Raw genomic sequence first — 26,878 nt, forward strand, 5'->3', positions numbered from 1 at the left:
ATCTCGCCATGAAGACGCAGGCCTATCTGTTCATGGGCATCTCGACCTTCTTCGGTCTTGCTGCCGCCCTGTACGTGTACTGGTCCTACCAGGACACCGGCGCCATCGAGTGGACGGGCACCACCGCCCTGGTGGTCTCCATCGGCTTCGGCTGGATGATCGGCTTCTGGCTCTGGCAGGCGGCCCGCCGCAGCGAGCGCTTCCACGGGCTCCCCGCGGAGGAGCGGCTGGACGGCGAGATCGCCGAGAACGCCGGGGAGTACGGGTTCTTCAGCCCGCACAGCTGGTGGCCGATGTTCGTCGCGATGGCCGTCGCGTTCACCGCGGTGGGCGTGGCCATCGGCTGGTGGATGGTGATCACGGGCGCCTTCGCGATCATCCTCACCTCGATCGGCTGGATCTTCGAGTACTACCGCAAGGAGTTCCAGCACTAGGACGCGCCGCCCCGAGCATCGGGCACATACCGTGCCCAAATGCGCACTCCGGGTAGTATGCGACTGTCACCACCCCGGTGGCCGGAAGACCTCGCACCGCGAGGCCGACCGGCCGCCGGGGTCGTGTTTTCGGTGACCCTGCCGTGGCGCGGGGCCTCGTGTCCGGTGCGCGGCGTGTCCGGGACCGGCGGCGTGCGAGGTGCCGTCCCGCGCACCGGGGCCACGTCGCAACCGACGCTGGAGGTCCTTGGCGTGAAGGGACGAGTCTTCCGTCCGGCGGTCCGCCGCCTCCTGGCCGCGGCCGCCGCGGTCGTCCTCGTGGCGACGGCCTGCACCACCGCGGGCGGGGACCCGGGAGGTCCCGGCGGGGAGGACGCGCCCGGCCCCGGGATCACCGTCACCCCCGGGACGGGCGCCGTCCTCGTGGCGCCCAACACGCCGGTGCGCGTGGAGGCCTCCGGCGGGACCATCACGGACGTCCGCGTGGAGCAGGTCGCCGCGGACGCGCTCGCGGAGGCCGGCGGAGGGGCGGGGGAGGCCGGGGCGGACGCGGAGGGGCCGGGGTTCCCGGGAACCCTGAGCGGGGACGGCACCCGGTGGAAGAGCGACCGGAACCTCGTCCCCGGCGCGGCGGTGAGCGTCTACGCCACGGCGGAGGACGCCGGCGGCGAGCAGACCGAGGTCGTCGCGGAGTTCCACACCGAGGGCGTCGACGGGGACTCACGCCTCGGGCTCGTCTCCAACTACCCGCAGAGCGGCCAGACCGTGGGCGTCGGCATGCCCGTCGTCGTCGGCTTCGACGTGCCGGTGGAGAACAAGGCCCAGGTGGAGAACTCCATCGAGGTGACCTCCGAGCACCCGGTCGAGGGCGCGTGGAACTGGGTCGACGACGAGACGGCGGTGTTCCGGCCCCGGGAGTACTGGGAACCCCGTCAGAAGGTCTCCGTCGACCTGAGGCTGGCCGGGGTGGAGGCGTCCGAGGGCGTCTACGGGACGGAGGACGACCGTGTCGACTTCGAGGTCGGCCGGGAGCTCGTCTCCACGATGCACGTTCCCGACCACGAGCTCCAGGTGGAGATCGACGGCGAGCTCGTGCGCACGATCCCGGTGAGCAACGGCAAGGGCCGCGAGCGCTTCAACACCACCACCTCCGGCACGCACGTCACCATGGAGAAGTACGCCGAGCTCGTGATGGACTCGGCGACGGTCGGCATCCCCGAGGGCTCGCCCGGCCACTACCGGCTCGACGTGGACTGGGCCGTGCGCACCTCCGACAGCGGCGAGTTCACCCACGCGGCGCCGTGGAACGGCGGTATCGGCCACGCGAACACCTCCAACGGCTGCACCAACATGTCGGTGCGGGACGCCCGGTGGTTCCACGACCAGGCGCTGATGGGCGACATCCTGGAGACCACCGGCACCGGGCGCGAACTGGAGTGGGACAACGGGTGGGGCTTCTGGCAGCGCTCCTGGAAGGAGTGGTTGAAGCACAGCGAGACCGGTGAGCCCCAGGTGACCGACGGCTCGGGCACCCCGGGCAGCGTGCACGGCGAGGGCCTGTAGCGGGCAGGGGCGCCGCCCGGGGTTCAGCCGCCCGCACGCCCCGGAGCCGTCAGCAGCGCCTCCAGGCGCTCGGCCGTGTGCTCCCAGGTCCACGTCCGCGCCACCCACTCCCGGCCGCGTGCGCCCATCTGGGCGGCGCGGTCGGGGTCCTTCAGGAGTCCGATGAGGGCCCGGGCCACGGGCCCGGGCCGCGAGCCGTCCACCACCCGGCCCGTCTCGCCCTCCAGGACGGCGTCGGGCGCGCCGCCGGAGTCGCCGGCCACCACCGGCAGCCCGGTGGCGGAGGCCTCCAGGTAGACCATCCCCAGCCCCTCCACGTCCAGGCCGCCCCGGCGGGTGCGGCACGGCATGGCGAACACGTCGCCCGCGTCGTGGTGGGCGGGGAGCTCCGCGGCGGGGACGGGGCCGGTGAAGACCACCGAGTCCATCCCCGCCGCCGCGGAGCGCAGCCGGGGGCCGTAGGGGCCGTCGCCGACGACGAGCAGGGCCGCGTCGGGCACGTCCGCCAGGACGCGGGGCCAGGCGCGGATCAGGGTGTCCTGGCCCTTGCGGGGCACCAGGCGCGACACGCACACCACGACGGGGCGCCCGCCCAGGCCGTGGCGCGCGCGGACCTCCCCGCCCCCCGCCCCGGGGCGGAACCGCTCGACGTCCACCCCCGGGGCCAGGCGGCGCATCCGGTCGGCGGCGGCCGGGGACAGGGCCCGGGAGAGCCGCCTGCGGGTGTAGTCGCCCAGGTAGGTCACGGTGTCGGTGGTGTCCCCGATCCGGCGCAGGGCCGTGCTCGCGCCGGGGACCACCGACCAGCCGGTCTCGTGCCCGTGGGTGAGGGCCACCTGGCGGCGGACCCGGCCGCGCAGGCCGCCCGCGAGCAGGCCCAGGGGCGCGGCGGCCCCGTAGAGCACCGAGTCGCAGTCCTCCAGCGCGGCGATGGCCCGCGCCCGCGCGGCCACCCGGGGGGAGGGGAGCAGCACGCCCGCCGCGTCGCGGACGACGGGGAAGGGCTGGCGCAGGTCGAAGTGCGGGTCCGCGGCGGCGTCGCCGGGGGAGGGGGAGGAGCAGTAGACGACCACGGAGCCCTCGGGCCGGCGCAGGGCCAGCTCGTGGACGAAGGACTCGATGCCGCCGGAGCGCGGCGGGAAGTCGTTGGTGATGATCAGGGTGCGCGACACGGGAGCGAGTCTAGGGCGTCTCGCGCGGTCGCCCCGGGAGAACCCGGCGTTCGGGCCGAACCGGGGCCGGCGGGCGCCGGGCCGCCTCCCTCGGGTGCGGCGGATCGGCCTGTGGTGATCTACGCCGTACAGGTAGCGGGACGCGGGGTGCCCGAGGCGGGAGGGGCAGGGATCCGGTTCCGCGTGCTGCACGCTCCCGCACGGACGACGCGGTGGCCGCGACCTCCCGGGAACCGGGGTGTCGCGGCCACCGCAGGGCCCCGCCGATCTGCCGCGGGGCCCCGGGACGCCTGCCGCCGCTACGGGCGGACGGCGGTCACGAAGTTGGAGCGGTAGTAGTCGTTCAGGGTCACCGTGCCGATGGGGCGGGACGACGTGGACGCGTGCACCATCACGTTGTCGCCCGCGTACATGCCCACGTGCTCCGGGCCGCTGCCGCCCGGGTAGAAGAACAGCAGGTCGCCGGGCTGCTTGTTCTCCCAGGACACCCGCTGGCCCGCGTTCACCTGGGAGTAGGTGGTGCGCGGCAGGCTCACGCCCGCGGCGCTCCAGGCGGCCTGGGTCAGGCCGGAGCAGTCGTACCCGTTGGGGCCGGTGCCGCCCCAGACGTAGGGCATGCCGATCTTGGAGTAGGCGAAGTCCAGGGCGGTCCTGGCGTTGCCCGAGGCGGGGCCGGTGTAGCTTCCGCCACCGCCGCCCCCTCCGGTGCTGCCGCCGTCCCCTCCGCCGGACCCGCCGACGTTCTCGGTCGCCGCCTCCTGCTCCTCGGCGGTCAGCTGGGAGAGCAGTTCCTCCTGCTCCGCGAGGGCCTCCTCGGCCTCCTCGGTGGCGTCCTCGGCCTCCTGGAGGGCCTGGGCCGCCTCCTCCTCGGTCTCGACCGCGGAGGCCTCCAGGGTCTCCAGGTTGGCGAGCTCCTCGGCGTACCGCGCCAGCTGCCCGTCGTTCTGGCCGGCGAGGTAGGTCAGGTCCGCCTGGTGGGCCAGGGCGTTCTCGGGACCGGTCGAGGTGACCAGCTCGTTGAAGGAGGTGAAGTCGGGGCTGGAGTAGGCGGCCCCGGCGAGCTTGCGCACGTCCAGGCCCAGCTCCTCCACGTTCTCCTCGGCGGCCTCGATCTCCGCCAGGACCTCCTCGAGCTTCTCCTCTGCGGCCTCGTGGGTCTCCTGGGCCTCGTTGTAGGTCGCGTTGAGCTCGATGAACTCCTCTTCGAGGCGTTCGATCTCCTCGCGGACCTCCTCGGAGGTCGGTTCGGCGTGCGCCACCGCGGCGGGCATGACGAGGGCCCCGAGGGTGAGGGCGGCGAGGACCGCTGTGCGGCGCCTGCGGCCGCCAGGGGATGCAGACACGTTGGGTTACACCTTTCTCCCCTTGTCCCGGGCCGTGCGGGGTTCAGCGGGAGCAAGGGACTGCGCCGGGTGGGGGTTCAAGGGCCGGGGAGCCGGCCCGAACGCTGTGGGGCCCGGTCGGGACACGGCTGTCACCGCCTGGGGGCGGTGAAGAGGAGCAACCGCTGTCGGCGATGAACACTAGTGCATCGCGCGGGTTCACCTCAACCTTTTCGTGACGTTCCGCCGTGGGGCGTCGGGTGTCCGGAAACCCCTTCCGTGTCCCTTACCCGGCTACGCTCCGCACACGGAGAGGCCGCACCCGGCAAACCGGGTGCGGCCTCTCCGTGTGCGCGGGCGTGACTAGGGGCGGACGCCGAACTCGAACTGTCCGGCCCAGTACGCGGCCAGGTCCACGACCTCGATGTTGCGGCCGCTGCTCGGCGCGTGCACCATCTGGCCGTTGCCGGCGTAGAGGCCGTTGTGGTTCACGCCGGAGAAGAACATGATGTCGCCGGGCTGGAGGGCGCTCATGTCGTTGATCCGGTGGCCGACCTCGGCCTGGGAGAAGGTGGTGCGGGGCAGGTCGACGCCGGCGTTGCGCCAGGACGCCTGGACCAGGCCGGAGCAGTCGTACCCGTTGGGGCCGGTGCCGCCCCAGACGTAGGGCAGGCCGACCTTGGAGTAGGCGAAGTCCAGCGCCGCGCCGGCACTGCCGGACGCGCCGCCGGTGTACGACTGGCCGCCGCTGGAGTCGGCGCCGTCGGCGGAGCGGTCGGCGTCGGGGAACTGGGCGAGGATCTCCTGCTGCTCCTCGATCTTCGCCTCGACGTCGGTCTTGGCCTCGTCGGCCTCCTCCAGGGCGGCCTCGGACTCCTCCAGGGCCTCCTCCGCCTCGTCCTTGAGGCTGAACAGCCGTTCGGAGGACTCGCCGAACTCGTCCAGTTCGGCCTTCTGGGCCTCGGAGAGGTAGTTCAGGTCGGCGTTCTGCTCCAGCAGGGCCTCGGGGCCGTCGGAGGTCAGGATGGTGCTCGTGGAGTCCAGCTCACCGGACTGGTAGGTGGCGCTGGCCAGCTGCTGGACCTTGCCCCGCAGCTCCTCGTAGCGCTCCTCCTCGTCCCCGACCTGCTCCTCGAGCTCCTCGTACAGGGCCTCGGCGACCTCGTGGTCCTCCTTGGCCTGGTTGTAGGTCTCGACGGCGGCCGCGGCCTCTTCGTTGAGCTCCTCGATCCGGTCCTCGACCTCGTCCTGGGTCGGCTCCGCGTAGGCGGTGCCCGGGGCGATGAGGGTACTCGCGACGACAGCGCTGATACCGGTCGTGGCTGCGATGCGGCGGGCTGTACGCCGACCACCGGGGTTCTTCATGGCGGTCCGCTCCTTGAGGTTGGGAAGTCCGCATAGGGGTGCTGGAGGACAGTGTCCGCGCGGAGGCGGGGCGGGTGAGTGTGCGGGTCCCGACCGGAGGGCGCAGATCCTGCCTCGGCTCCGATGGAGCACTCACGTTCGGGAAGAACCTAGCGGACCGCTCTGCTCGTCTCAACCACATCTGTGGGCACAACCCCCGAATCATGGGGGAACCCACCGTTCCCGCGGGGACGTTACGCCTGGAAGGAGCGGTCGGGCGCGGTGTGGCCCGGAACGTGCGGGCTTGTGTCCGCTGTGCGCCTCGCCACGCCCCGGCGGCGGCCGGAGGGGAGGCGCCGCTCCCCCGGCCGGGCCCTGGGAGGACCCGGCCGGGGGGAGCGGAGGGCGGCTCAGCCGTGCGCCTCCAGGCGGCGCAGGAAGATCGCCGAGGGCACCGCGCGCGCACCCGCGCGCCGGACCGCGGACACGATCTCCTTGTCGGAGGTCACCACGGCGATCGGGCGTCCGGGCGGCTCCGCGCGCACCAGCCGCACGATCAGCTCGTCGGCGGTCTCCCCGGGGGCGCTGAAGAGCAGGCGCACCCGCCGGGTGGGGGCCGCCACGGGGGGAGCGTCGATGTCGGCGCCGTCGAACACGCACGTGATCTCGGCCTTGGTCCGGCTGGCCAGCCCCTCCAGCGAGGCCATCAGCCGTGTGCGCTGGTCGGCCAGGGGGAGGGTCCCGTACCCGGTCTTGGTCACGTTGTAGCCGTCCACCAGGAGGTGGACCCGGGGCACCGTCAACAGGTGCTCCAGCAGGCCCGGGTCGTCGTCGGGCAGGCCGCCCAGCGACACCCGCCGCTGCTGCTCGGCCTCGGCGACCAGGTCCGCGGGGCTGTCCAGGGCCGCGGGCAGCGCCAGCTCCCTGCGCAGCCCGTGCGCGGATTCGACCAGCACGTCCAGCAGCACCCGGAGCCGCGCCTCGTCCGCGTTGCGTCCGGCGCGCACCGCGCGGCGGGCGTTCTCCACCTGCGCCTCGGCCGCGGCCAGCCGCGACCGCAGCCGCCGGTTCTCCGACTCCAGGGCGTTCATCTGCGTGGCCGACTCCGACTCGCGGTCGGAGGTCTCGGCCAGGACCCGTGCGGCCTCCGCCGCGGCGCCCTTGGCCCGCTGCCGCTCCGTGTGCACCTTGCGGCGCAGCTCGGCGATCTCGGTGCGCTGCTCCCTGAGCTGGGAGCGCAGCCGCTCCGCCTCCGACTGGTGCTCGCTCCTGGCCTCGTCCAGCTGGCGGCGCACGGACTCCAGCGCCTCGGCCGCCTCGTCCACCTCCCTGGCGCCGGCCAGGCGCTCCAGCTCCCGGTGGACGTCCTCGATGATCTCCGGCCAGCCCTTGGGGCGCAGCAGGTACGCGCAGGCCGCCACCGCCACGGGGTCCGCGGCAGGGGGCACCACGCCCGAGTGCAGGCCCTCGGCCAGCTCCGGCCACACCTGCCGCACCCGGGCCGCGACCATGTCGCGGAAGCCGCCGTCGGTCTCCAGCTGGGCGGCGATCTGCGGACCGGCGAGCCTGGCACGGCGGCGCGGCTCGAACTTGGCGACCCTGCGCAGCAGCGGGGGGAGTTCGCTCGCGCGCATGCCGCCCAGCACGTCGGAACCGTACTCGACGACCCGGGCGCGCACCGGCTCGGGCAGGGGGCGGCGCAGCCGCTCCCCGTCGCTGTCGGCGCCGGGCGTCACGTCGACACTCTCGTCGCGCGGGCCGGTGCCGTCGGAGTCGCCGCCCGCCTCGGGGCGGGCGCTCATGCCTGACCCGTCGGGCTCTCCGCCGAGGAACCGGTGGCCGACCGGTCGGCGTCGGGGCGGGCGATGACCTCGACGCTGTCGGTGGCGCCGCACCAGCGGCACTTCACGCGCTCGACCGTCTCCGAGAGCACGGTCCGCTCCTCGACGCGGCCCTCACCGGCGAGGTCCAGGTGGAGGTAGTCCTGCGAACGGGTCGTCCTGGTCACGTCGAACCGCGTGAGGTTCCCGCATCCGGTGCACCGCCACCGCTCCTTGTCACCCGGCATAGCGATCCCCACGGTTCCTCCTCGTGTCGTGCTCGTCACGGGGCCGCGGACCTTCCGGCCCCGTCCCCCACATCTTTCCATGTCGGGCAGGTCAGACCGTATCCCGACCGATTTCGGTCGTCACCGCCGACTAGCCTGACCGCGTGGTTCGACAGTCCGCGGCGCCCGTCGGCGTCCAAACGAGCATCAGCGACCTCGGCACGCCCCTGGCCGCGGCGACGTTCGTCGTGCTGGACCTGGAGACCACCGGGACCAGCGCGTCCGCCGCCCGGGTCACGGAGGTCGGCGCGGTCAGGGTGCGCGGGGGAGAGGTCCTCGGCGAGTTCTCCACCCTGGTCGACCCCGGCGTGCCCGTCCCGGCCGCCATCACCCTGCTGACCGGGATCACCCAGTCCATGGTGGCGACCGCGCCCCCCATGGAGGAGGTCCTGCCCCGCGTCCTCGCGTTCCTCGACGCGGAGCCGGACACCGTCCTGGTCGCCCACAACGCCGCCTTCGACACCGGTTTCCTGAAGGCCGCGTGCGAGCGCCACGGGTCGGCCTGGCCCGGGTACCCGGTGGTGGACACCCTGCGCCTGGCCCGGGCGATCCTCCCGCGGAGCGAGGTCCGCAACCACAGGCTCGCCACCCTCGCCGCGTTCTTCGGGGTTCCGGTCACCCCCAACCACCGCGCCCTGGACGACGCCCGTGCCACGGTCGGGGTCCTGCACGGACTGATCGGGCGCCTCGGGCCGATGGGCGTGACCAGCGTGGAGGAGCTGCGCGCCGTCAGCAAGCCCGCCAGCCGGGCGCAGAAGGCCAGACGGCACCTGGCGGAGGGCCTGCCGGAGGGCCCGGGGGTGTACGTGTTCACCGACGCGCGCGGGGCCGGCCTCTACGTGGGCAAGAGCAACAACCTGCGGCGGCGGGTCCGCTCCTACTTCACCGCGGCGGAGAGCCGCAGGCACATCCGCGAGATGGCCGGGCTGGTCGAGGGCGTCACCCCCATCGAGTGCGCCACCGAACTCGAGGCGTCCGTCCGCGAGCTGCGGATCATCGCCGAGCGCAAGCCCCCCTACAACCGGCGCTCCCGCAACCCCGAGCGCGCCTCGTGGGTCAAGCTGACCACCGACGCCTACCCGCGCCTGTCCGTGGTGCGGGCGGTCAAGGACGACGGGGCCCCCTACATCGGTCCCTACGCCTCGGCCAGGGACGCCGAGCAGGCCAAGGAGGCCCTGCTCCACACGTTCCCGCTGCGGCAGTGCACCCACACCTTCTCCGAGAGCAGGAGGATCGACCCGTGCGTCCTGGCCCAGCTGGGACGCTGCGGCGCCCCCTGCGACGGCACCGAGGCGCGCGGGGCCTACACCGTCCACGCCGACGCCGCGCGCGAGGCCATGACCGGGGACCCCGCCGCCGTCGTCGCGGCGCACACCTCGCGCATCGCCGAACTCGCCGGCGCCCTGCGCTACGAGGAGGCCGCCGCCCTCCGCGACCGCCTCGCCGCCTTCCTGCGCGGCGCCCGGCGGGCCCAGCGGCTGTCGGCCCTGGCATCGGTGGCCCAGGTGGTCGCCTCCCGGCGCTCCGCCGCGGGCTGGGAGACCTGCGTGGTCCGCCACGGGCGCCTCGCGGCCAGCGCGGTCCTGCGGCCGGGCACCGATCCGACCGCGTTCCTGGACTCGCTCCTGGCGACCGCCGAGTACGTCCCGCCGGGGTACGGGCCGAGCCCCAGGGCCCTGCCCGCGGAGACCGAGCTCGTCCTGGACTGGCTCACCGACCCCGCGACGAGGCTCGTCGACATCGACGGGGTCTGGACATGCCCGTTGCGGAGCGCGGAGGCGCACACGGAGATGACACACTGGGCGCATGGCCGCGCTTCCGCTCAATGACGACTACCCCGTCCGCCGCGCCCCCGTCGTCGCGTACACGCTGATCGCGGTCAACGTCCTCGTCTACCTGCTGTCCCCCCAGGCCGCCACCGCCGTCTGGTACCCGGTCGACATGGTGGGCCGCTTCTGCGCCATCCAGGACTACTTCATGCGCTGGGGCGCGGTGCCCGCCGAGATCCTCGGACAGGTGGACCGGGTCCCGCACGCGGTGCCCGAGTGCGGGGCGGTGGACGGCAAGTCCGTGTGGTTCTCGGTGCTCAGCTCCATGTTCGTGCACGCCGGCGCCATGCACCTGCTGGGCAACATGGTCTACCTGTTCGTCTTCGGCCCCGTCGTGGAGGACCGCATCGGCCGCGTCCGCTTCCTGCTGCTGTACGCGGTCACCGGGGTGGCGGCGGCCTACGGCTTCTCCCTGGTGGAACCCGGGGGGGAGATGCCCATGGTGGGAGCCTCGGGCGCCATCTCCGGCGTGCTCGGCGCCTACCTCGTCGTCCAGTTCCGCAGCCGGGTCACCACACTGGTGTTCGTGGTGATCCCGATGCGCCTGCCGGGGTGGGCCCTGGTCGGAAGCTACTTCGTGCTTCAGTATCTTCTCTACGTCACCACATCGAACTCCCCCGGCGCCGGGAGCGGAGTCGCCTACGCGGCGCACGTGTACGGGTTCATCGCCGGGGTGATCGCGGGACTGGTGGTCTACCGGCTGCGATGGCGCTCCGGGACGCGGCTTTCCGACGTCTACTAGGGGCGCCCCGCGCGGCCGGGGCCGCCTTCCCGCGGCCAACCGCCCTGGAGGCACAGTGATCACCGCGATCGTCATGGTCAAGGCCGACGTCAACCGCATCCCCGAGGTCGCCGAGGCGATCGCGGAGATCGACGGGGTGAGCGAGGTCTACTCGGTCACCGGAGGCGTCGACCTCATCGCCATGGTGCGCGTGCGCCGGCACGAGGACCTGGCGGAGGTGATCCCGGGGCGGGTCAACAAGGTTCCCGGGGTGCTGTCCTCCGACACCCACATCTCCTTCCGCGCCTACTCCAAGCACGACCTGGAGTCCGCCTTCGCGATCGGCTGGTAGGGGACGGCGGCATCCGCCTGGGACCCCGGGCGCCCGCCCCCGCGGCAGGGCGGGGGCGGGCGCCCGCGTCCTCAGACCGCCTTGGCGTGGCTCTGGCTGATCTCCACCCAGTTCTCCAGGGTGCGCTCGGCCGCTCCGGAGTCGACGGCGGCGGCCGCCCGCGCGTACCCGGCGCCCACGGCGTCCAGCAGCGGCCCCTCCACGCCGCCCACGGCGGCCAGCGCGGCGCCCGCGTTGAGCAGCACCGCGTCGCGCACCGGCCCGGGGCGCCCGGCGACGAGGTCGCGCACCGCCTGGGCGTTGAACTCCACGTCCCCTCCGCGCAGGTCCTCGGCCCCGGACCGGGCGATGCCCAGGTCGGCCGGGTCCAGGGTCTCCCTGCGGGCCGCGCCGTCGCGCACCACCCACACCGTGGACGTGGTCGTCGTGGTCAGCTCGTCCAGGCCGTCGTCGCCCCGGAACACCAGCGCGGAGGAGCCGCGGCGCGCGAACACGCCGGCGATGACCTCGCACATGCGCTCGTCGAAGACGCCGATCGCCGAGGCCGTCGGCTGCGCGGGGTTGGTCAGCGGCCCCAGGAAGTTGAACACCGTCGGCACGGCCAGCTCGCGGCGCGGCTTGGCGGCGAAGCGCAGGGACGGGTGGAACAGGGGCGCGAAGCAGAAGGTGATGCCCGCCTCCTCGGCCACCCGCGCGGTCAGCGCCGGGGGCAGGTCCAGGACCACCCCGAGCCGCTCCAGCACGTCGGCGGTGCCGCAGGAGGAGGACGCGGCCCGGTTGCCGTGCTTGACCACGCGCGCGCCCGCCGCGGAGGCCACGATCGCCGCCATCGTGGAGACGTTCACGGTGTGCGCCCGGTCGCCGCCGGTGCCGACGATGTCCAGGGTCGGCCCGGGCACGCTCACGCGCACGGCGTTGTCGAGCATGCCCTGGGCCAGGCCGGTCACCTCCGACACGCTCTCGCCCTTGGCGCGCAGCGCGATGGCGAACCCGGCGATCTGGGCGTCGGTCGCCGACCCCGACATGATCTCGTTCATCGCCCAGACGGTGTCGGCGCTGCTGAGGGTGACACCGCCGAGCAGGGCGGTGATGAGGTTCGACCAGGTCCGCTCGGTGACGGCGGACGGTTCGGGGGCGGGCGAGGCAGGGGCGTTCATTCTGGTGACTCCACGGTGAGGAACGGGCGTAGGGACCCGGGGAGGCGGCGCGCGGCGGAGGGGTTGCGCGTGCGCGCCGCCCGGCGCCGGGGCGGCTGCCCGCCTCCGCAGGGCGGCCCTCACGGGCGCCGGCGGACGGGCGGGCGGGCCGCCCTCAGGCCCCCGGGGACGGGGACGGGGCGCGGCCGCGCCATCGCCCGATGTCGGCGCCGTGGTTGAGGGACCCGCCCACCACGAGGCGGCGGCGCATGTCCCGCTCGCCGCTGTCGTCCACCACGCGTCCGCCTCCCACCCGGATCACCCGCTGAGGGCCGCGACCCGCCGGCGCATCAGCTCGGCCAGCGACTCGGCGAGCGCGACGGGGTCGATCGGGTGGCTGACGACCTGCTCGGCCTGCGACCAGGTCGCGAGCCAGCCGTCGTCGCGGCGGCCCACCAGGAGCAGGACCGGCGGGCAGCGGTAGATCTCGTCCTTGATCTGGCGGCACAGGCCCATCCCGCCGACGGGGGAGGCCTCGCCGTCGAGGACGGCCACGTCGATCGCCGCGGCCGGGTCGGTGTCCTCCAGCTTGCGCAGGACGACGGGCGCGGTCGCGCACTCGACGAACTCCACCCGGGGGACGTCCGCCGCGGGGCGGCGGCCGATCGCCAGCCGGACCTGCTCACGGGTGTCGGCGTTGTCGCTGTAGACCAGCACGCGCATCCTGGCACCCGTGTCCGTACCGCTGACCACCATCGCGCAACCGTCCCATCGCGTCTGTCCGCGGCCGCCGCCGTGGGGGGTGCGGCCGAGGCGTTCGTTGGCTGTATGCCTATGACTGTATTGCCTCGTGGCCCCGCTGCCCAGGAGATCCGACGGGTCCTTCGGGCGGCTGAGACCTTCGACACCACAGGATGCCAGTACCTCGGAGGGGTTCGCCCACCCGCCCCGGGCGCGGCGTTGTCCAACAGTGATCGTTTCGATACCTGGGCGTTGGCCGCGGTGGGTTGGAGTGGCGGGAAGAGGGGTACGAATCGCCCCAGCCGCCCAGGATCGCGCTTTTCGGCCCCCGAGGGCGCGGCGGATGCGGACTCGCGGTGCCCGAGCCGCTACAGTAACGCCCGAGTCACGGTGCGAGGGCCGTGGCGGCGGCCCGGGGCAGCCCATATCGGGACTGAACCGCCTCCTTACGGGGGGTCGAGTACGGACCTCCGCGAGATGCCGTAATAATGCTCCCGTGGCGACAGCAACCGCGAACCCAAAAACAGCACCGACACCAGCACATGGTGCGGCAAAGCGTCCTGACCTGGTGAGCGTTGGCACCATCGTGTGGTTGGCCAATGAGCTCATGTTCTTCGCTGCGCTGTTCGCGATGTACTTCACCATCCGATCGGTGACCAATGGAAACCCCGACCTCGGGGCATGGCCGGCGACCCACCTGAACGTTCCGTGGGCGACGACCATCACCGTGGTCCTCGTGGCTTCGAGCTTCACCGCGCAGGCCGGCGTCTGGGCCGCAGAGCGCGGCGACGTCAAGAAGCTGCGCATGTGGTTCTTCGTGACGTTCTTCATGGGACTGTTCTTCATCCTGGGACAGGCCTACGAGTACTACGAGCTCATCGTCCACGAGGGCCTGACTCTTCAGTCGAACGCCTACGGGTCGATGTTCTACCTGACCACGGGCTTCCACGGTCTCCATGTCATCGGTGGGCTGATCGCGTTCCTCATCATGCTGGGACGCACGTACGCCGCGAAGCGCTTCACCCACCAGCAGGCAACCAGCGCGATCGTCGTGTCCTACTACTGGCACTTCGTCGACGTCGTCTGGGTCGCTTTGTTCTTCACCATCTACTTCATCCAGTAACCCGAAACGGGGAAACCGTGAAATGGATTACCGCGCGGCGACGGCATCCCCTTGCGGGGTATGTCGTCGTCATCCTCGCGCTAGCCCTGTTCGGGGTGGGGTATGCCGCCCTGGCACCCACCGCGGACCAGGCCCAGGCGCAGACTCTCGCCGCTGACGTCCCGTCACCGGATGACGTGGACATCGCCGAGGGCAAGACCGTCTTCGACCAGACGTGCGCGAGCTGCCACAACTACGACGGGAGCGGCAGCTACGACGCCGAGGGGAACGTGACCAACGGTCCCGACCTCCGCGACGTCGGCCCCGCGGCCATCGACTTCCAGGTCAGCACCGGGCGCATGCCGTCCATGGACCCGAGCAGCCAGATGCCGCGCAAGCCCATGGCCATGTCCGAACAGGACCTGGCCAACCTGATCGCGTACTACAACGCGGAGATCAGGAACGGCGAGAGCGGCGCCGAGGTGCCCTACGAGGTCCCGGACTCCGAGCCCAACCGCGCGGACTTCGAGGACGAGGCGGCGTACGAGGCGGCCGTCGAGGAGTGGGAGTCCGAGTACGACTCCTACATCGAGGGCGCCGAGGACACCGACATGGGCATGAAGCTCTACCTGACCAACTGTGCGCACTGCCACAGCTGGTCCGGTGGCGGCGGCGCCCTCACGGACGGCCGCTGGGCCCCCGAGATCCACGACGCCTCCCCGCGCGAGATCTACGAGGCCATGGTCAGCGGCCCCGGCGCCATGCCGATGTTCAGCGACGGCGCCATCACGCCCGAGGAGAAGCACGAGCTCATCTCCTACGTGAAGACCCTCCAGGCGGAGCCGAACGCCGGCGGCGTCTTCGACCTCCAACGGATCGGCCAGGTCGCCGAGGGCTTCATCGGGTGGGTCGTCGGCCTGGCCCTGATCGTCGCCTGCGCGATCTGGATCACCGCGAAGCAGCGTGCACATGACTGAGAACGACAACAACGACAACAACGAGGCCGGGGCCCACACGCCTGAGCGCGTGGTGGGGACCCCGACGGCCGCCGCGGAGGAACGCGTGGTGACCGAGTCCTCCGCCGGGGCGCCCGAGGAGCACGCCGGCCCCTACCGGGCGTCGGAGACCCACGCGCGCCCGGAGGAGGTCCAGCGCCGCGGCGAGAAGGCCGCGTCGGCCTGGTTCATCATCGCCTTCCTCGGCGGTATCGGCTTCCTCGTCTCCTACTTCCTGTTCCCGCCCAACGCGGCGGGCGAGCCCGCGATCGCCGACCCGCAGATCGGCCAGTACTCGAACATGCTGCTCGGTGGCACGCTCACCGTCGCCATGTTCGGTATCGGCGCGGGCATGACGGTCTGGGCGCGCCAGGTGATGCCCCACTACGAGGTGCACTCGCCCTACGACGACCTGGCGTCCGACGAGAAGGAGAAGGGCTCCTTCAGCGACTTCTTCATGAAGAGCGCCGACGAGAGCGGCTTCACCAAGCGCCCGCTCATGCGGCGCACGCTCATCCTGGCGATGGTCCCCCTGGGCCTGGCCCCGATCGTGCTGCTGCGCGACACCGGCCCGCTGCCCGGGGACAAGCTGAAGCACACCCCGTGGGAACCCGGGATGCGCATGTTCGTCGAGGGGACCCACCGCGAGATCCGCGCGGAGGACCTGGAGAACGACCCGTACGGGATGATCTCCGCCCTTCCCGCGATCGACGACGGGCACCACCCGCACGGCATGAGCCTCACCGACCAGGCGAAATCCGTGATCCTGTTGATCAAGATCCCGGAGAACGACTGGAAGGAGGGCATGACCGAGCCGATCGAGGGGACCGATGAGACGCGTCTGAACTGGACGCACAACGGGATCATCGCCTACTCCAAGATCTGCACCCACGTGGGCTGCCCCGCAGCCCTGTACGAGCGCACGACGCACCGCATCCTGTGCCCGTGCCACCAGTCAACGTTCGACGCTGCGGACGCCGCCAAGGTCGTCTTCGGACCGGCGCACCGCGCTCTGCCGCAGCTTCCCATCAGCGTCGACGATGAGGGCTACCTCATCGCGACCGGCGACTTCACGGAGCCGACCGGTCCGACGTTCTGGGATTATGCGAAGGACTAGTCGATGAGTAAGACCACGCAAGCACCCAAGGCGCTGCGCGGCGTCGGAAACTTCATCGACGACCGCTTCCACCTGGCCAAGACCGGTGAGAAGAACCTCCGCAAGGTCTTCCCGAACCACTGGTCCTTCATGCTGGGCGAGATCGCGCTGTACTCGTTCATCATCCTGCTCGTCACCGGCGTCTTCCTCACGCTCTGGTTCAAGCCGAGCATGCTGGAGGTCGTCTACGACGGCTCCTACGAGCGCCTCCAGGGCGTTCCCATGTCGGAGGCGTACGCCTCCACGCTGTTCATCGACTTCGATGTGCGTGGCGGCTTCCTCGTCCGGCAGATCCACCACTGGGCCGCCCTGATCTTCCTGGCGGCGATCGTGGTGCACATGCTCCGCGTGTTCTTCACCGGTGCGTTCCGCAAGCCGCGCGAGATCAACTGGCTGATCGGCATCGCGATCTTCGCGCTGTCGATCATCGAGGGCCTCTTCGGCTACTCCCTGCCGGACGACCTGCCCTCGGGCATGGGCGTGCGGATCCTCCAGGGCGTGATCCTGGCGCTGCCGCTGGTGGGCACGTACGTGTCGATGTTCCTCTTCGGCGGGGAGTTCCCCGGCGAGGACATCATCACCCGGCTGTACATGCTGCACGTGCTGGCGATCCCGGCGGTGCTCCTGGCCCTGATCGTGGCGCACTTCATGATCCTGTGGCACCAGAAGCACACGCAGTACCCGGGAATCGGGCGCACGGAGAAGACAGTGGTGGGGACACCCATGTTCCCCGCGTTCGCGGTCAAGGCCGGCGGATTCTTCTTCTTCACGTTCGCCGTGATCGCGGGTCTGAGCGCGTTCGTGCAGATCAACCCGATCCACCTGTTCGGGCCCTTCACGCCGACGTCCATCACCTCCGGGCTCCAGCCCGACTGGTACATGGGCTTCCTGGAGGGGTCGCTGCGCATCTTCCCGAACACCTTCGACTTCAGCGTCTTCGGTTACGCGGTGCCGATCGCGGTGCTCGTCCCGGGGCTCGGGGTCATGGGCATGCTCTTCGTCCTGCCGGGCGCCTGGCCGTTCGTCGAGCAGTGGATCACCGGGGACAAGCGCGTCCACAACGTGGCCGACCGTCCGCGCAACGCGCCGGTCCGCACCGGGCTGGGCGTCGCGGGCATGACCGCCTACGGCGTGCTCTGGCTCGCCGGGTCCAACGACATCCTGTCGGAGACCTTCTCGATCGACCTGTACCTGACCACGTACATCTTCCGTGTGCTGGTCTTCGTGGGGCCGGTCGTGGCGTTCATCGTCACCAAGCGGATCTGCCTGGGCCTCCAGCGCAGGGACCGCGACACCCTGGAGCACGGCTACGAGAGCGGCACCATCCGCCAGCTCCCCAGCGGTGAGTTCATCGAGGTCCACAAGCGCAACTCCGAGGAGACCACCGAGGTGCTGGAGAGCAAGCCGCTCATCGGCTCCACGGCCCTCGCGGACGACGCGGACGTCGACGACAAGGGCGTGGAGAACCCCGAGGCCCGCAAGGGCATGGGCAAGCTCCGCCGCGCCCTGGCCCACTGGTACACCAAGGACAACGTGTCCATCGACGGTGTCGAGGCGCACAGCGGCCACCACCTCCACCACTCCGCACCGGAGGGTGAGAAGGAGTCCGCTCACTAGGACGCCTCCTGTTCGACGGACCCGGCCGCACCGCGCGGCCGGGTCCGTCGCGTTCGCGCCCTCCCGCCCGGAGGCGGCCCCCGACGGCGGGACGCGGCCGGGGCGGGGCGGTCCCCAGCGGCCCCGTGAGCCCCCGGGAGACGTCCGGGCGGCCTCCCCCGGGAGGGGGCGGGCCGGTGGCGCGTGGTCGCGGACAGGGCGGCGGCCCCGCCCGTGCGGGACGCACCGCCGCCGACCCGCACGGGTGCGGGTCGGCGCTCCGGGCCCGGGGGAGGCGCACACGGAGAAGGGGGCCGACCGCCTCCCGGCGGCCGGCCCCCTTCCGGAGCCCTGGGGATCAGACGCCGTAGATGTCGTCGATCTCCTTGCTCCACTGCTTGCTGACCACGTGCCGCTTGACCTTCAGAGAGGCGGTCATCTGGCCGCTCTCCTCGGTGAAGTCGCTGGGCAGGATCTTGAACTTCTTGATGCCCTCGGCCTTGGACACCGCGTTGTTGGCGTTGTCCACGGCAGCCTGGACGGCGGCGTTGAGGTCCGGGTCCTGGGTCAGGTCCGCGATCTCGCCGGTCTTGCCGTTCGCCTCCTTCCACTGCACGAACGACTCCGGGTCGATCGTGACCAGCGCGGCGATGAACTTGCGGTTGTCGCCGACCACCATGCACTGGCTGACCAGGGCGTTGGCGCGGATGCGGTCCTCCAGCACGGCCGGGGCGACGTTCTTGCCGCCCGCCGTCACGATGATCTCCTTCTTACGCCCGGTGACGCTCAGGAAGCCGTCGTCGTCGAGGGTGCCGAGGTCGCCCGTGCGGTAGTAGCCGTCCTCGGTGAAGGCCTCCTTGGTGGCCTTCTCGTTCTGCCAGTAGCCGACCATGATGTGGTCGCCCTTGAGGAGGATCTCGCCGTCGTCGGCGATCTTCACGGTGGTGCCGGGCAGGGGTTGGCCCACGGTGCCGATCTTGTTGAACTCGGGGCTGTTGACCGAGGTCGGCGCCGTCGTCTCGGTGAGGCCGTAGCCCTCGATGATGGTGAAGCCGATGCCGCGGAAGAAGTGGCCGAGGCGGGCGCCTAGGGCCGAGCCGCCGGAGACGGCGTAGTCGGCGTTGCCGCCGAGCGCGGCGAGCAGCTTGCCGTAGACCAGCTTGCTGAACAGCTTGTGCTTGAGCTTCAGCCCGAGCGGGATCTGCCCGGTGGGGAGCGCCTTGCTGTAGGCGATGGCGGTCTCGGCGGCGGCGTTGAAGATCTTGCCCTTGCCCTCGGCCGTCGCCTTCTGCTCGGCCTTGGTGTAGACCTTCTCGAACACGCGGGGGACCGCGAGGAGGAAGGTCGGCCGGAAGACGGAGAACTGCTCGATCAGCTCCGGACCGGTGGACGGGAAGTGGCCGAGGGTCGCCTTGCCCTCGACGACCATCACCTGGACGAAGCGGGCGAAGACGTGGGCCAGGGGCAGGAAGAGGAGGGTGGAGGGGTTCTCCTTCCCGCGCAGCACCTGCTTGGCGGGGCCCGCGAGGGCGTTGTGGGCGATGAAGAGGAAGTTGCGGTGCGTGAGCTCGCAGCCCTTCGGGCGGCCTGTGGTGCCCGAGGTGTAGATGAGGGTGGCGATGTCGTCGACCTTGACGGCGGTGCGCCGCTTCTCCAGCGCCTCGTCCGCGACCTCGGTCCCGCTGGAGCGCAGCTCCGCGAACTCGGGGCCGTCGAAGCGCCAGACGGGGCCGAGAGCGGGAGCCTTGGCGCGGATCGACTCGACGCGCTCCGCGTGCTCCCCGGTCTCCACGAAGGCGGCCTTGGCGGCGGAGTCGGAGAGGATCCACTCGATCTGCTCGGCGGAGGAGGTCTCGTAGATCGGGACGGTCACACCGCCGACGGACCAGATCGCGTAGTCGACGACGGTCCACTCGTAACGGGTACGCGACATCAGGGCGACGCGGTCTCCGTGCTCGACGCCCGCGGCGATCAAGGCCTTGGCGTACGCGGCGATGTCGCCGTGCATCTCCGCGACGGTGACGTCGCGCCACTGGCCGGACTCCTGCCGGCGGGCGGCGACGGCAGAGGGCTCGCCGACCGCGCGCGCGTAGAGCGTGTCGGTCAGGCGCGCGTCGTCGGAGATCTCAGCCTTCGCGGGAGAGCTGTATTCGCGCACGTGGTGCTCCTGGACGTGTACGGGTTCTGGACAGGTGGGGACGTGACGACCGTAACAACAGAATGCTACTCATGAGTAGAACGTGTTGCCGTTCGGTATCCAACGGTGATCCGGAGCCGGGGCGTGGCAGGGAGTGAACGCGCTGTTCAGCGTGGTGTCCCCCTGTCGTCAGGCGTGTCGGGTCCGAGTCCCTGGAGTGTCGTGCGGTACGCGGGCCCGCCCGGTCCGACGGCGTGCGGCGCCCTCGGGGGATTCGGAAGTGCGCAGGTCAGGAGGGTGATTCCGCTGACTTCGCGTACGCACGCGAGACTATACGCCTGCCATGGTCTTTGTGCACATCACGTTAACTCTGTGTCATATGAGTTGAATGAGGTGGTTCGTCACGCTCTGCAGGCGGACGCCCCGCCGTCTGCGACAACGCCGGGGGAGCCCCGGCTCATCCCTGGCCCGTCCCTGAACCTGCCCTGAGAAAGCCCGCCGGGCCCGCCGGGGCCGGTTACCGTGAAGCCAGGAAAGCGGCGCGAGGAGAGGAAGCGGACATGGCGGAGAACACCGGTCGCGACGGCGGTTCGGGTGCGGGACGGGGGGACGCCCCGGACCTCATCGACGACGCGCTGAGGCTGGTCGACACCCTCCAGCGCAGACTCCTGGTGGCCGGGGTGAAGCGCGGGGTCGCCGCCGTCACCTCCGCGCCCCCGGCCAAGGGGGACGTGTGGGAGGAGGCGATCCGGCTGGAGAGCGAGGAGGAGCGGCCCCCGCTGGAGGAGGTCCTCGACATCGTGCGCAGGTCCGCCCCCGAGGTCGCCGGCCACCTGGGGCGCGCGGGGCTGGCCGCCTTCGACGCCCTCGGCCGCACCTGGGGCGTGGTCGAGCGCTCCCTGGAGCAGGGCCGCGCGGACGACGCGGGGCGCCGGGAGGCCGGGAGGGGCCCCGCCGCCGGGCCGCCGGCGCCGACGCCCGACGGGGTCCCGGAGGCCGCGGACGGGCAGGCCGGGGCGGGGGAGCGGGGTTAGCCCGGCGGCTTTCGCTCCCGGGGTGTCGGGGGTCGCCTCCGGCCTGGTTTAATCGAATGGTTTACACCATTTGAAAACCCTCTGCCATGAACCTTGAGACTTATGTCAGAGTTCGGGCGTAAGTGCGAAGGAGCAGCCCCCATGCTGACCATCGGCGTAGACATCGGCGGAACCAAGGTCGCCGCCGGGGTCGTCGACCGCGACGGGCAGATCCTCGACAAGGTCAAGTACCCCACCCCCGCCGCCGACCCGGAGGGCCTGGCCGACGTCGTCGCCAAGGCCGTCGCCGAGCTGTGCGGCAGGCAGGAGCCGGAGTCCGTCCGGGCCGTCGGCGTGGGCGTGGCCGGGTTCGTCGACGAGGACCGCGCGACCATCCAGGTGGCGGTCAACCTGGGGCTGCACGACGAACCCCTCAAGGAGCGCGTCCAGGAGCGCGTCGGCCTGCCGGTGGTCATCGAGAACGACGCCAACGCCGCGGCCTGGGCGGAGGCCCGGTTCGGCGCCGGGCGCGGCAGCGACCACATCGTCTGCGTCACCCTGGGCACCGGCATCGGCGGGGGCCTGGTCATGGGCGGGGCCCTGCACCGCGGCCGCTTCGGCGTGGCCGCCGAGGTCGGCCACTACCGGATGGTCCCGCACGGGCGCCGCTGCGCCTGCGGCAACCACGGGTGCTGGGAGCAGTACGCCAGCGGCCGGGCCCTGGTCGCGGAGGGGCAGGACCGGGCCCGCACCGACCCCCGGGCCGCCGAGCGCATGCTCAAGCTGGCCGACGGGGTCGTCGAGCAGGTGGAGGGGCACGTCATCACCCAGGCGGCCCTGGAGGGCGACCAGGCCGCGCTGGAGTGCTTCGGGATCGTCGGGGAGTGGGTCGGGCTGGGACTCGCGGACCTGGCCGCCATCCTGGACCCGGAGTGCTTCGTCCTGGGCGGCGGGGTCTCCGACGCCGGGTCGATCCTGCTGGACCCGGTCCGCGCCTCCTTCGCCCGGCACGTGTCGGGCCGGCCCGGCCGACGCCTGGCCGAGGTGCGCCTGGCCGAACTGGGCGGTGAGGCCGGCATCGTCGGAGCCGGGGACCTCGCCCGCCACTGACCCGCCGCGCCCCGGCCCCGGGCCGCCGGCCCGACGCACGTACGGAGCGGGTCCCCGTGCCGTCACGGGGACCCGCTCCGTACGCCGTGGGGGAGGGCTACTCCTTCGCGTCGTCGCCGCTGCGCGCGGCCCGCTTCTCCTCCTTGCGGGCCCGGCGCTCCTCCTTGCGGCGCTCGCGCTCGGCGCGCCTGCGGTCCTTGTCGCCGGCGTGCTGCTCGCGCCGCGCCTCCTTGGCCTCGGCCTCCAGCTCCGCCTTGATCGACTGCGCGTAGCGGTCCACGTACTCCTGGCCGGACAGCTCCATCAGCGCGTACATGATCTCGTCGGTGACGGCCCGCAGCACGCGCGGGTCCGTCTCCATGCCCTCGTAGCGGGAGAAGTCCAGCGGCTTGCCGAACTTGACCTTGGGCCGCACGCCCAGCTTGGGGACGGTGCGGCCGGGAGGCATGATCTTCTCCAGGTTGATCATCGCCATCGGCACCACGGGGGCCTTGGACTCCAGGGCCAGCCGCGCCACGCCGGTACGGCCGCGGTACAGCTTGCCGTCCGGGGAGCGGGTGCCCTCCGGGTAGATGCCCAGCAGGTCGCCGCGCTTGAGGACCCGCAGGCCGGTGCGGAGCGCCGCCTCGCTCGCCTTGCCGCCGGACCGGTCGATCGGGATCTGGCCCACGCCGGTGAAGAACGCCCGGCTCAGCAGCCCCTTCACGCCCGTGCCGGTGAAGTACTCGGACTTGGCCAGGAAGGTGATCTTGCGCGGCAGCGGCAGCGGACCGAAGAAGTGGTCCGAGAAGGACAGGTGGTTGCTGACCATGATCGCCGGACCGCGCCGCGGCACGTTCTCCACGCCCTCCGCGCGCGGCTGCCACAGTACGGCCAGGATCGGCCCCAGGAACGCCTTGACCACCCAGTAGAACATCGCTCAGATCACCCCTGCACACGCGGGGAGGACTGGGCAGGGCCTGCCACGATTCACTGTCCCGCTCGACCGACATTGCCAGAAGGGCTCGCGCCCCGGGAGGACGTCGGAGCCGCCGCCTGACGTGCGCCATCCTCCCACCGTGCGGGGGCAACTGCCAAAGTGCCCCCAAACGGGCTCTCGGCCCGACCCAGTCGAGGATACTCAGTCGGCCCCCGCAGTGCGCTGTGCCCCTCTCGCCCCCGGAGGCCGGGGCGTTAGTGTGCACCCATGACAAACACTCCGCCGAGCGGCTAGCCTCACGGCTGGAGTCGGGGGCCGGGCCGCCCCGCGGCGCCCGGTCCACGGCCGACGCCGGCACCGCCGACACCGACGCGCACCGCACGATCCCCTGGAGCCGCTCCGTGAGACCGACCGACACCGTACCCCTCATCCCCGGGGCGGAGCCCTTCAGCCACCGCGGGTCGGAGGTCGGCGTACTGCTCTGTCACGGATTCACCGGGTCCCCGTACTCGATGCGCCCCTGGGGGGAGCACCTCGCCGCCGCGGGGTGCAGCGTGGAGATCCCCCTCCTGCCCGGGCACGGCACGGTCTGGCAGGACATGAACCTCACCACCAGCGACGACTGGTTCGCCGAGGCCGAACGGGCCCTGCTGGACCTGGCCACGCGCTGCGAGGAGGTGTACGTCATGGGGCTGTCCATGGGCGGGGCCCTCACCCTGCGCCTGGCCCAGGAGCACCCGGACCTCGTGCGCGGGGCGGTGCTGGTCAACCCGTCCCTGGCCCTGGAGGACGCGAGGCTGCCGTTCATCGCGCCGGTCCGCCGCCTCGCCTCGCGGATCATGCCCTCCACGCCGGGACTCTCCAGCGACGTCTCCAAGGACGACACGACCGAGGGCGGGTACGACCGGGTCCCCACCGCGGCCGCCGCGACACTCCCGAAGCTGTGGCGCGCAGTTCAGGAGGGCATGTCCGGTTTGCGAGCGCCGATTCTGGCCTATCGCAGTACCCAGGACCACGTCGTCGGACCGCGGAGTCTGCGTATCCTCGCTAGGAGAGCGGTCAACACCCGGCTGACGATCCACCTGCTGCACGACAGCTACCACGTGGCGACCCTCGACCATGACGCCGCCGCCATCTTCGACGGAAGCCTCGCCTTCGTGCGGGAGCACCGTAGAAGCGGGGAAGGAGCCGACCGATGACGCAACGTCGGGGAAACGGCCTGCTCGCCGACGCCTACGTGCCCCTCATCCTGCTCGCGCCGTCGCACGCCGACACGATGCTGGAGGCGTTGCGACGCAGCGGGATCGCCGCCTACGCGGTGCCCCTGAACGAGGACGTCCTGGATCCGTCCGGAGGCGGGGCCGACGACCCGCCCACCGACCACCTCTACGTGGATGCCGAGGAGCGGGCCGCGGCGGAACGGGTCCTGGGCGCCGAGCTGCCCGACCTGGGCCACTCCGACCCGGACCTGCTCGCACCGCACGGGGACTCCAGGCCCGAGGCCGACGGCGCGGAGGGCGGGGCCGCCCCCGACGCCCAGGCCGACGGCCCCGCGGGCGGCGACCTGCTCGACGGGCCGCTCGGCGACCCCGACGCCGCGCAGGCCGGGCCCTCCGACGAGGACCAGGTCTGGAACGACCTGGTGGCGCGCTTCTACGACGAGGACGCCTCCGACCGGCCCACCCGCGTGGCCTGGCCGGACGCCGAGAACCTCGGGGCCTCCGACCGGCGCGAGGACACCGGGCCCGGGGCAGGCGGCGCCCCCGACGGCGACCTGCTCGCCGGCGGCCCTCCCGACGCGGCAGGGGAGGACGACGAGGACGAGGACGCTCGGCGCCGGGCCGAGGCGGAGCTGGAGGGCCACTACGAGCCCCCGCCCCCGCCTCCCCTGCTCAAGGGCGACCGGGTCGGCATCGCCGCCTGGTTCGGACTGCTGGGCGGACCCGTGCTGGTGTTCGGCGCGGCGTTCGCCGGCGTCTCCCTGCCGAACTGGATGATGTTCCTCGCCGTGGTGGCGTTCCTCGCCAGCTTCGTCGTGCTCATCCTCCGCATGACCGACTCGCGGCCGCCCGGGGACAACGGGCCGGACAACGGGGCGGTGGTCTGACCGCTGGGCTTCGACGTCCCCCTCTGGCGCGCGTTCGCCGTCTTCCGCGCCGCGACCCTGGTCTACTCCCTCATCCTCCTGGTCCAGAACCACGGAGCCCTGACCAGGCCCTGGGTCGCGTGGACGGTCCTGGCGGCCATGGCCGTGTGGACCGTGGCCGCCACCTACGGCTACGCGCGCCCCGAGCACCGCACCTGGCGCCTGCTCACCGCCGACCTGGCCGTGGCGTTCGCCTGCATGTTCGCGACGGCCGCCGCCGCCACGCCCTTCTACCTCACCCAGGCCCCGCCCCTGAGCGGCTACTGGTTCGCGGGGGCGGCGCTCTCCGCCGCCGTCATCTGGGGACGGCGCGGAGCCGGTGTCGTCGCCCTCCTCTACGGCTTCGCCGACCTCACGCTGCGCGTCGTCATGGACGCGAACATCACCGCCGCCACCGCACGGGGGGTCGTGCTCCTGCTGCTGGCGTCCCTGGTCGTCGGGTACATGGCCAAGGTCGCCGAACAGGCGGAGCGGCGCTTCGCCCAGGCGGTCTCCCTGGAGGCCCGCCTCCGTGAGCGGGAGCAGCTCGCCCGCTCGATCCACGACTCCGTGCTCCAGGTGCTCGCCCTCGTCAGCCGGCGCGGGGCCGAGGCCGGCGGCGAGGCCGCCGAGCTCGGCCGGATGGCGGGCGAGCAGGAGGTGCGGCTGCGCGCCCTCGTCGCGGACGGGCTCCCGGGCGGGGACCCGTCCGGGGACGGCGCCGCGCGTGCGGGGGCGCCGGGGACCCGCGGGACGCCGCGGGGCGCCGGCGCACGGGACGGCGCGGCCGCCCGCGCCGCGGCCGTGCACGCCGGCCCGCGGTCCGGGGGAGGGCCCCGGGGCGGCGGGCCGGGAGCGGGGTTCGACGGCGCCCCCGTGGACCTGCGCGAACAGGTCCGCAGGGCGGAGTCGTCCCGGGTCTCGGTGTCCGCGCCGGCCTCCCCCGTCCTCCTCCCCGCGCACACGGCCGAGGAGCTGACCGCCGCGGTCCTGGCGGCCCTGGACAACGTGGAGCGGCACTGCCCCGGCGGCACCCGTGCCTGGGTGCTGCTGGAGGACGAGCCCGACGGGGTGACCGTGTCCGTGCGCGACGAGGGGCCGGGGATCGCGCCGGGCCGGCTGGAGGAGGCGCACGAGGACGGCCGCCTCGGCGTGGCCCAGTCCATCCGGGGGCGTGTGCGGGACCTGGGGGGAACCGTCGAGTACGTCTCGGTCCCGGGGCAGGGAACGGAGGTGGAGATGCGCGTCCCCCGGGGGGACCCGCCTCAGAGGGGAGGCCCGTGGCCCGGTTCCTCCTGGTAGGAGAACCGCTGCTCGCTCCACGGGTCGGCGCGGTTGTGGTAGCCGCGCTCCTCCCAGAACCCCCGCCGGTCGGCGGTCATGTACTCCACCGCGCGGAGCCACTTCACGCTCTTCCACCCGTAGAGGTGGGGGACCACGAGCCGCAGCGGGAAGCCGTGCTCGGGGGCGAGGGGCTCCCCGTCGCGGTGGGTGGCCAGGAGGACCTGCTCGGACAGGAAGTCGTCCAGGCGCAGGTTGGCGCTGTACCCGTACTCCCCCCAGGCCATCACGTGCGTCACCTCGGGGGCCGGGGGAGCGGCGGAGACCAGGTCGAGGGCGCGGACCCCGCCCCAGGGGACGCCGGGGACGCTGAACCGCATCACGCAGTGGAAGTCGCTCACCGAGTCGGTGCGGGGCAGCGTGCCGAACTCCTCCCACGTCCACCGGTAGGAGCCCAGGGTCTCCGTCGCGCCCATGACCCGGAAGTCCCACCTGTGCGGCCGGAAGACGGGGACAGGCCCGTAGTGCAGCGGTCTGTGCTCGTACCGTACGGCCTGGCCCGGCGGGATCCCGGACCCCCCGGCGCGCCCGGCGCGTTCCTCCCCCGCACCGCCGTCCCCGTCCGCTCCCTCGGACAACACGTCCCCCTGCTCGTCCCGCTCCGGCCGCCCGGCCCTTGCACTACGCCCCTGCCGACGGGTCGGGCGTGTCCCCCGCCGGGAC

At 72.3% G+C, this 26,878-nt stretch carries 25 protein-coding genes; 14 read left to right on the top strand and 11 right to left on the bottom strand.

The features are described from left to right. Positions 1–8 precede the first annotated feature (8 nt). Both ACQPYD_RS08290 and ACQPYD_RS08295 read left to right on the top strand, forming a co-directional pair. Positions 9–434, top strand: a complete 426-nt coding sequence (locus ACQPYD_RS08290; protein ID WP_267948872.1) for a cytochrome c oxidase subunit 4 — start codon at positions 9–11, stop codon at positions 432–434. Positions 435–686: 252 nt separating this feature from the next. Next, a complete protein-coding gene (locus tag ACQPYD_RS08295) occupies positions 687–1,997 on the top strand; it encodes an Ig-like domain-containing protein (RefSeq protein ID WP_433700459.1) in 1,311 nt (436 codons plus the stop codon). A gap of 23 nt (positions 1,998–2,020) precedes the next feature. On the opposite strand, the gene ACQPYD_RS08300 is transcribed toward ACQPYD_RS08295, so the two are convergent. The 5 genes from ACQPYD_RS08300 to ACQPYD_RS08320 all read right to left on the bottom strand — a co-directional run bounded on the left by ACQPYD_RS08300 (position 2,021) and on the right by ACQPYD_RS08320 (position 7,915). Further along, positions 2,021–3,169 (bottom strand): glycosyltransferase family 4 protein, encoded by a 1,149-nt coding sequence (locus ACQPYD_RS08300; RefSeq protein WP_355013271.1) that lies wholly within the window; start codon positions 3,167–3,169, stop codon positions 2,021–2,023. 299 nt (positions 3,170–3,468) lie between these two features. Further along, positions 3,469–4,512, bottom strand: coding sequence for an NlpC/P60 family protein (locus ACQPYD_RS08305; RefSeq protein WP_433700460.1), 1,044 nt, complete (start codon positions 4,510–4,512; stop codon positions 3,469–3,471). 342 nt (positions 4,513–4,854) lie between these two features. Next, positions 4,855–5,856, bottom strand: a complete 1,002-nt coding sequence (locus ACQPYD_RS08310; RefSeq protein ID WP_267948876.1) for a C40 family peptidase — start codon at positions 5,854–5,856, stop codon at positions 4,855–4,857. A gap of 389 nt (positions 5,857–6,245) precedes the next feature. Continuing rightward, complete coding sequence (locus tag ACQPYD_RS08315) at positions 6,246–7,637, bottom strand: NYN domain-containing protein (protein WP_433700461.1); 1,392 nt, start codon at positions 7,635–7,637, stop codon at positions 6,246–6,248. Then, a complete protein-coding gene (locus tag ACQPYD_RS08320; RefSeq protein WP_267948878.1) occupies positions 7,634–7,915 on the bottom strand; it encodes a hypothetical protein in 282 nt (93 codons plus the stop codon). Before ACQPYD_RS08320 ends, ACQPYD_RS08315 begins: the two co-directional genes overlap by 4 nt. 131 nt (positions 7,916–8,046) lie before the next feature. Here ACQPYD_RS08320 and ACQPYD_RS08325 point away from each other — a divergent pair, with 131 nt between their 5' ends. From ACQPYD_RS08325 to ACQPYD_RS08335, 3 genes are read left to right on the top strand one after another with little or no spacing between them, the layout of a single operon-like run. Beyond that, complete coding sequence (locus ACQPYD_RS08325; protein ID WP_433700462.1) at positions 8,047–9,771, top strand: DEDD exonuclease domain-containing protein; 1,725 nt, start codon at positions 8,047–8,049, stop codon at positions 9,769–9,771. Then, complete coding sequence (locus tag ACQPYD_RS08330) at positions 9,749–10,513, top strand: rhomboid family intramembrane serine protease (RefSeq protein WP_330161823.1); 765 nt, start codon at positions 9,749–9,751, stop codon at positions 10,511–10,513. The genes ACQPYD_RS08325 and ACQPYD_RS08330 overlap by 23 nt, the downstream gene beginning before the upstream one ends. 55 nt (positions 10,514–10,568) lie before the next feature. Continuing rightward, positions 10,569–10,844 carry an Lrp/AsnC family transcriptional regulator gene (locus tag ACQPYD_RS08335; RefSeq protein WP_433700463.1) on the top strand — a complete coding sequence of 92 codons (276 nt, stop codon included), beginning with the start codon at positions 10,569–10,571 and terminating at the stop codon, positions 10,842–10,844. Positions 10,845–10,915: 71 nt separating this feature from the next. Here the strand turns inward: ACQPYD_RS08335 and trpD are convergent, their stop codons facing one another. The 3 genes from trpD to ACQPYD_RS08350 form a co-directional block, all read right to left on the bottom strand. Continuing rightward, positions 10,916–12,001 (bottom strand): anthranilate phosphoribosyltransferase, encoded by a 1,086-nt coding sequence (gene trpD, locus ACQPYD_RS08340; RefSeq protein WP_433700464.1) that lies wholly within the window; start codon positions 11,999–12,001, stop codon positions 10,916–10,918. Positions 12,002–12,155: 154 nt separating this feature from the next. Continuing rightward, positions 12,156–12,278 carry a hypothetical protein gene (locus ACQPYD_RS08345; RefSeq protein WP_267948884.1) on the bottom strand — a complete coding sequence of 41 codons (123 nt, stop codon included), beginning with the start codon at positions 12,276–12,278 and terminating at the stop codon, positions 12,156–12,158. Positions 12,279–12,298: 20 nt separating this feature from the next. Next, positions 12,299–12,736 (bottom strand): hypothetical protein, encoded by a 438-nt coding sequence (locus ACQPYD_RS08350; protein ID WP_267948885.1) that lies wholly within the window; start codon positions 12,734–12,736, stop codon positions 12,299–12,301. A 481-nt stretch (positions 12,737–13,217) separates the two neighbouring features. On the opposite strand from ACQPYD_RS08350, the gene ctaE reads away from it, so the two are divergent. Genes ctaE through qcrB form a run of 4 tightly spaced genes read left to right on the top strand, consistent with a single transcriptional unit; the run spans position 13,218 to position 17,591 of the window. Further along, positions 13,218–13,844 (top strand): aa3-type cytochrome oxidase subunit III, encoded by a 627-nt coding sequence (gene ctaE, locus ACQPYD_RS08355; protein ID WP_433700465.1) that lies wholly within the window; start codon positions 13,218–13,220, stop codon positions 13,842–13,844. A 17-nt stretch (positions 13,845–13,861) separates the two neighbouring features. After that, the gene (qcrC, locus tag ACQPYD_RS08360) at positions 13,862–14,800 is read left to right on the top strand and encodes a cytochrome bc1 complex diheme cytochrome c subunit (RefSeq protein ID WP_433700466.1); all 939 of its coding nucleotides are present in this window, start codon (positions 13,862–13,864) and stop codon (positions 14,798–14,800) included. Continuing rightward, on the top strand, positions 14,793–15,935 hold the full coding sequence (gene qcrA / locus ACQPYD_RS08365; RefSeq protein ID WP_267948887.1) for a cytochrome bc1 complex Rieske iron-sulfur subunit: 1,143 nt from the start codon (positions 14,793–14,795) through the stop codon (positions 15,933–15,935). The genes qcrC and qcrA overlap by 8 nt, the downstream gene beginning before the upstream one ends. Positions 15,936–15,938: 3 nt before the next feature. Next, complete coding sequence (gene qcrB, locus ACQPYD_RS08370; protein ID WP_433700467.1) at positions 15,939–17,591, top strand: cytochrome bc1 complex cytochrome b subunit; 1,653 nt, start codon at positions 15,939–15,941, stop codon at positions 17,589–17,591. Positions 17,592–17,928: 337 nt separating this feature from the next. Here the strand turns inward: qcrB and ACQPYD_RS08375 are convergent, their stop codons facing one another. Continuing rightward, on the bottom strand, positions 17,929–19,728 hold the full coding sequence (locus tag ACQPYD_RS08375) for an AMP-dependent synthetase/ligase (RefSeq protein WP_433700468.1): 1,800 nt from the start codon (positions 19,726–19,728) through the stop codon (positions 17,929–17,931). A gap of 539 nt (positions 19,729–20,267) precedes the next feature. Between ACQPYD_RS08375 and ACQPYD_RS08380 the strand changes: the two genes are divergently transcribed. Together ACQPYD_RS08380 and ACQPYD_RS08385 are read left to right on the top strand one after the other, a co-directional pair. Beyond that, the gene (locus ACQPYD_RS08380; RefSeq protein WP_433700469.1) at positions 20,268–20,741 is read left to right on the top strand and encodes a hypothetical protein; all 474 of its coding nucleotides are present in this window, start codon (positions 20,268–20,270) and stop codon (positions 20,739–20,741) included. A gap of 141 nt (positions 20,742–20,882) precedes the next feature. Beyond that, positions 20,883–21,830, top strand: a complete 948-nt coding sequence (locus tag ACQPYD_RS08385; RefSeq protein ID WP_267948891.1) for an ROK family glucokinase — start codon at positions 20,883–20,885, stop codon at positions 21,828–21,830. A 97-nt stretch (positions 21,831–21,927) separates the two neighbouring features. On the opposite strand, the gene ACQPYD_RS08390 is transcribed toward ACQPYD_RS08385, so the two are convergent. Beyond that, a complete protein-coding gene (locus ACQPYD_RS08390; RefSeq protein WP_433700470.1) occupies positions 21,928–22,746 on the bottom strand; it encodes a lysophospholipid acyltransferase family protein in 819 nt (272 codons plus the stop codon). 404 nt (positions 22,747–23,150) lie between these two features. Between ACQPYD_RS08390 and ACQPYD_RS08395 the strand changes: the two genes are divergently transcribed. Genes ACQPYD_RS08395 through macS form a run of 3 tightly spaced genes read left to right on the top strand, consistent with a single transcriptional unit; the run spans position 23,151 to position 26,176 of the window. After that, positions 23,151–23,948 carry an alpha/beta hydrolase gene (locus ACQPYD_RS08395; protein ID WP_433700471.1) on the top strand — a complete coding sequence of 266 codons (798 nt, stop codon included), beginning with the start codon at positions 23,151–23,153 and terminating at the stop codon, positions 23,946–23,948. Next, positions 23,945–24,856, top strand: coding sequence for a hypothetical protein (locus ACQPYD_RS08400; RefSeq protein WP_433700472.1), 912 nt, complete (start codon positions 23,945–23,947; stop codon positions 24,854–24,856). The genes ACQPYD_RS08395 and ACQPYD_RS08400 overlap by 4 nt, the downstream gene beginning before the upstream one ends. 57 nt (positions 24,857–24,913) lie before the next feature. Beyond that, positions 24,914–26,176 carry a MacS family sensor histidine kinase gene (gene macS, locus ACQPYD_RS08405; protein WP_433701991.1) on the top strand — a complete coding sequence of 421 codons (1,263 nt, stop codon included), beginning with the start codon at positions 24,914–24,916 and terminating at the stop codon, positions 26,174–26,176. Here macS and ACQPYD_RS08410 read toward each other — a convergent pair. Next, positions 26,140–26,793 (bottom strand): molybdopterin-dependent oxidoreductase, encoded by a 654-nt coding sequence (locus tag ACQPYD_RS08410; protein WP_433700473.1) that lies wholly within the window; start codon positions 26,791–26,793, stop codon positions 26,140–26,142. The two genes, macS and ACQPYD_RS08410, sit on opposite strands and share 37 nt — an antisense overlap. Positions 26,794–26,878 lie beyond the last annotated feature (85 nt).

Source organism: Nocardiopsis sp. CA-288880 (genome assembly GCF_050955985.1).
In the GTDB taxonomy this organism is placed as follows: domain Bacteria; phylum Actinomycetota; class Actinomycetes; order Streptosporangiales; family Streptosporangiaceae; genus Nocardiopsis; species Nocardiopsis tropica.

What these genes read in the sequence shown, in the direction of transcription:
- ACQPYD_RS08290 (WP_267948872.1), top strand. Translation starts at nt 9, where the DNA reads ATGAAGACGCAGGCCTATCTGTTCATGGGCATCTCGACCTTCTTCGGT.
- ACQPYD_RS08310 (WP_267948876.1), bottom strand. Translation starts at nt 5,856, where the DNA reads ATGAAGAACCCCGGTGGTCGGCGTACAGCCCGCCGCATCGCAGCCACG.
- ACQPYD_RS08315 (WP_433700461.1), bottom strand. Translation starts at nt 7,637, where the DNA reads ATGAGCGCCCGCCCCGAGGCGGGCGGCGACTCCGACGGCACCGGCCCG.
- ACQPYD_RS08330 (WP_330161823.1), top strand. Translation starts at nt 9,749, where the DNA reads ATGGCCGCGCTTCCGCTCAATGACGACTACCCCGTCCGCCGCGCCCCC.
- trpD (WP_433700464.1), bottom strand. Translation starts at nt 12,001, where the DNA reads ATGAACGCCCCTGCCTCGCCCGCCCCCGAACCGTCCGCCGTCACCGAG.
- ACQPYD_RS08350 (WP_267948885.1), bottom strand. Translation starts at nt 12,736, where the DNA reads ATGGTGGTCAGCGGTACGGACACGGGTGCCAGGATGCGCGTGCTGGTC.
- qcrA (WP_267948887.1), top strand. Translation starts at nt 14,793, where the DNA reads ATGACTGAGAACGACAACAACGACAACAACGAGGCCGGGGCCCACACG.
- qcrB (WP_433700467.1), top strand. Translation starts at nt 15,939, where the DNA reads ATGAGTAAGACCACGCAAGCACCCAAGGCGCTGCGCGGCGTCGGAAAC.
- ACQPYD_RS08380 (WP_433700469.1), top strand. Translation starts at nt 20,268, where the DNA reads ATGGCGGAGAACACCGGTCGCGACGGCGGTTCGGGTGCGGGACGGGGG.
- ACQPYD_RS08385 (WP_267948891.1), top strand. Translation starts at nt 20,883, where the DNA reads ATGCTGACCATCGGCGTAGACATCGGCGGAACCAAGGTCGCCGCCGGG.
- ACQPYD_RS08390 (WP_433700470.1), bottom strand. Translation starts at nt 22,746, where the DNA reads ATGTTCTACTGGGTGGTCAAGGCGTTCCTGGGGCCGATCCTGGCCGTA.
- ACQPYD_RS08400 (WP_433700472.1), top strand. Translation starts at nt 23,945, where the DNA reads ATGACGCAACGTCGGGGAAACGGCCTGCTCGCCGACGCCTACGTGCCC.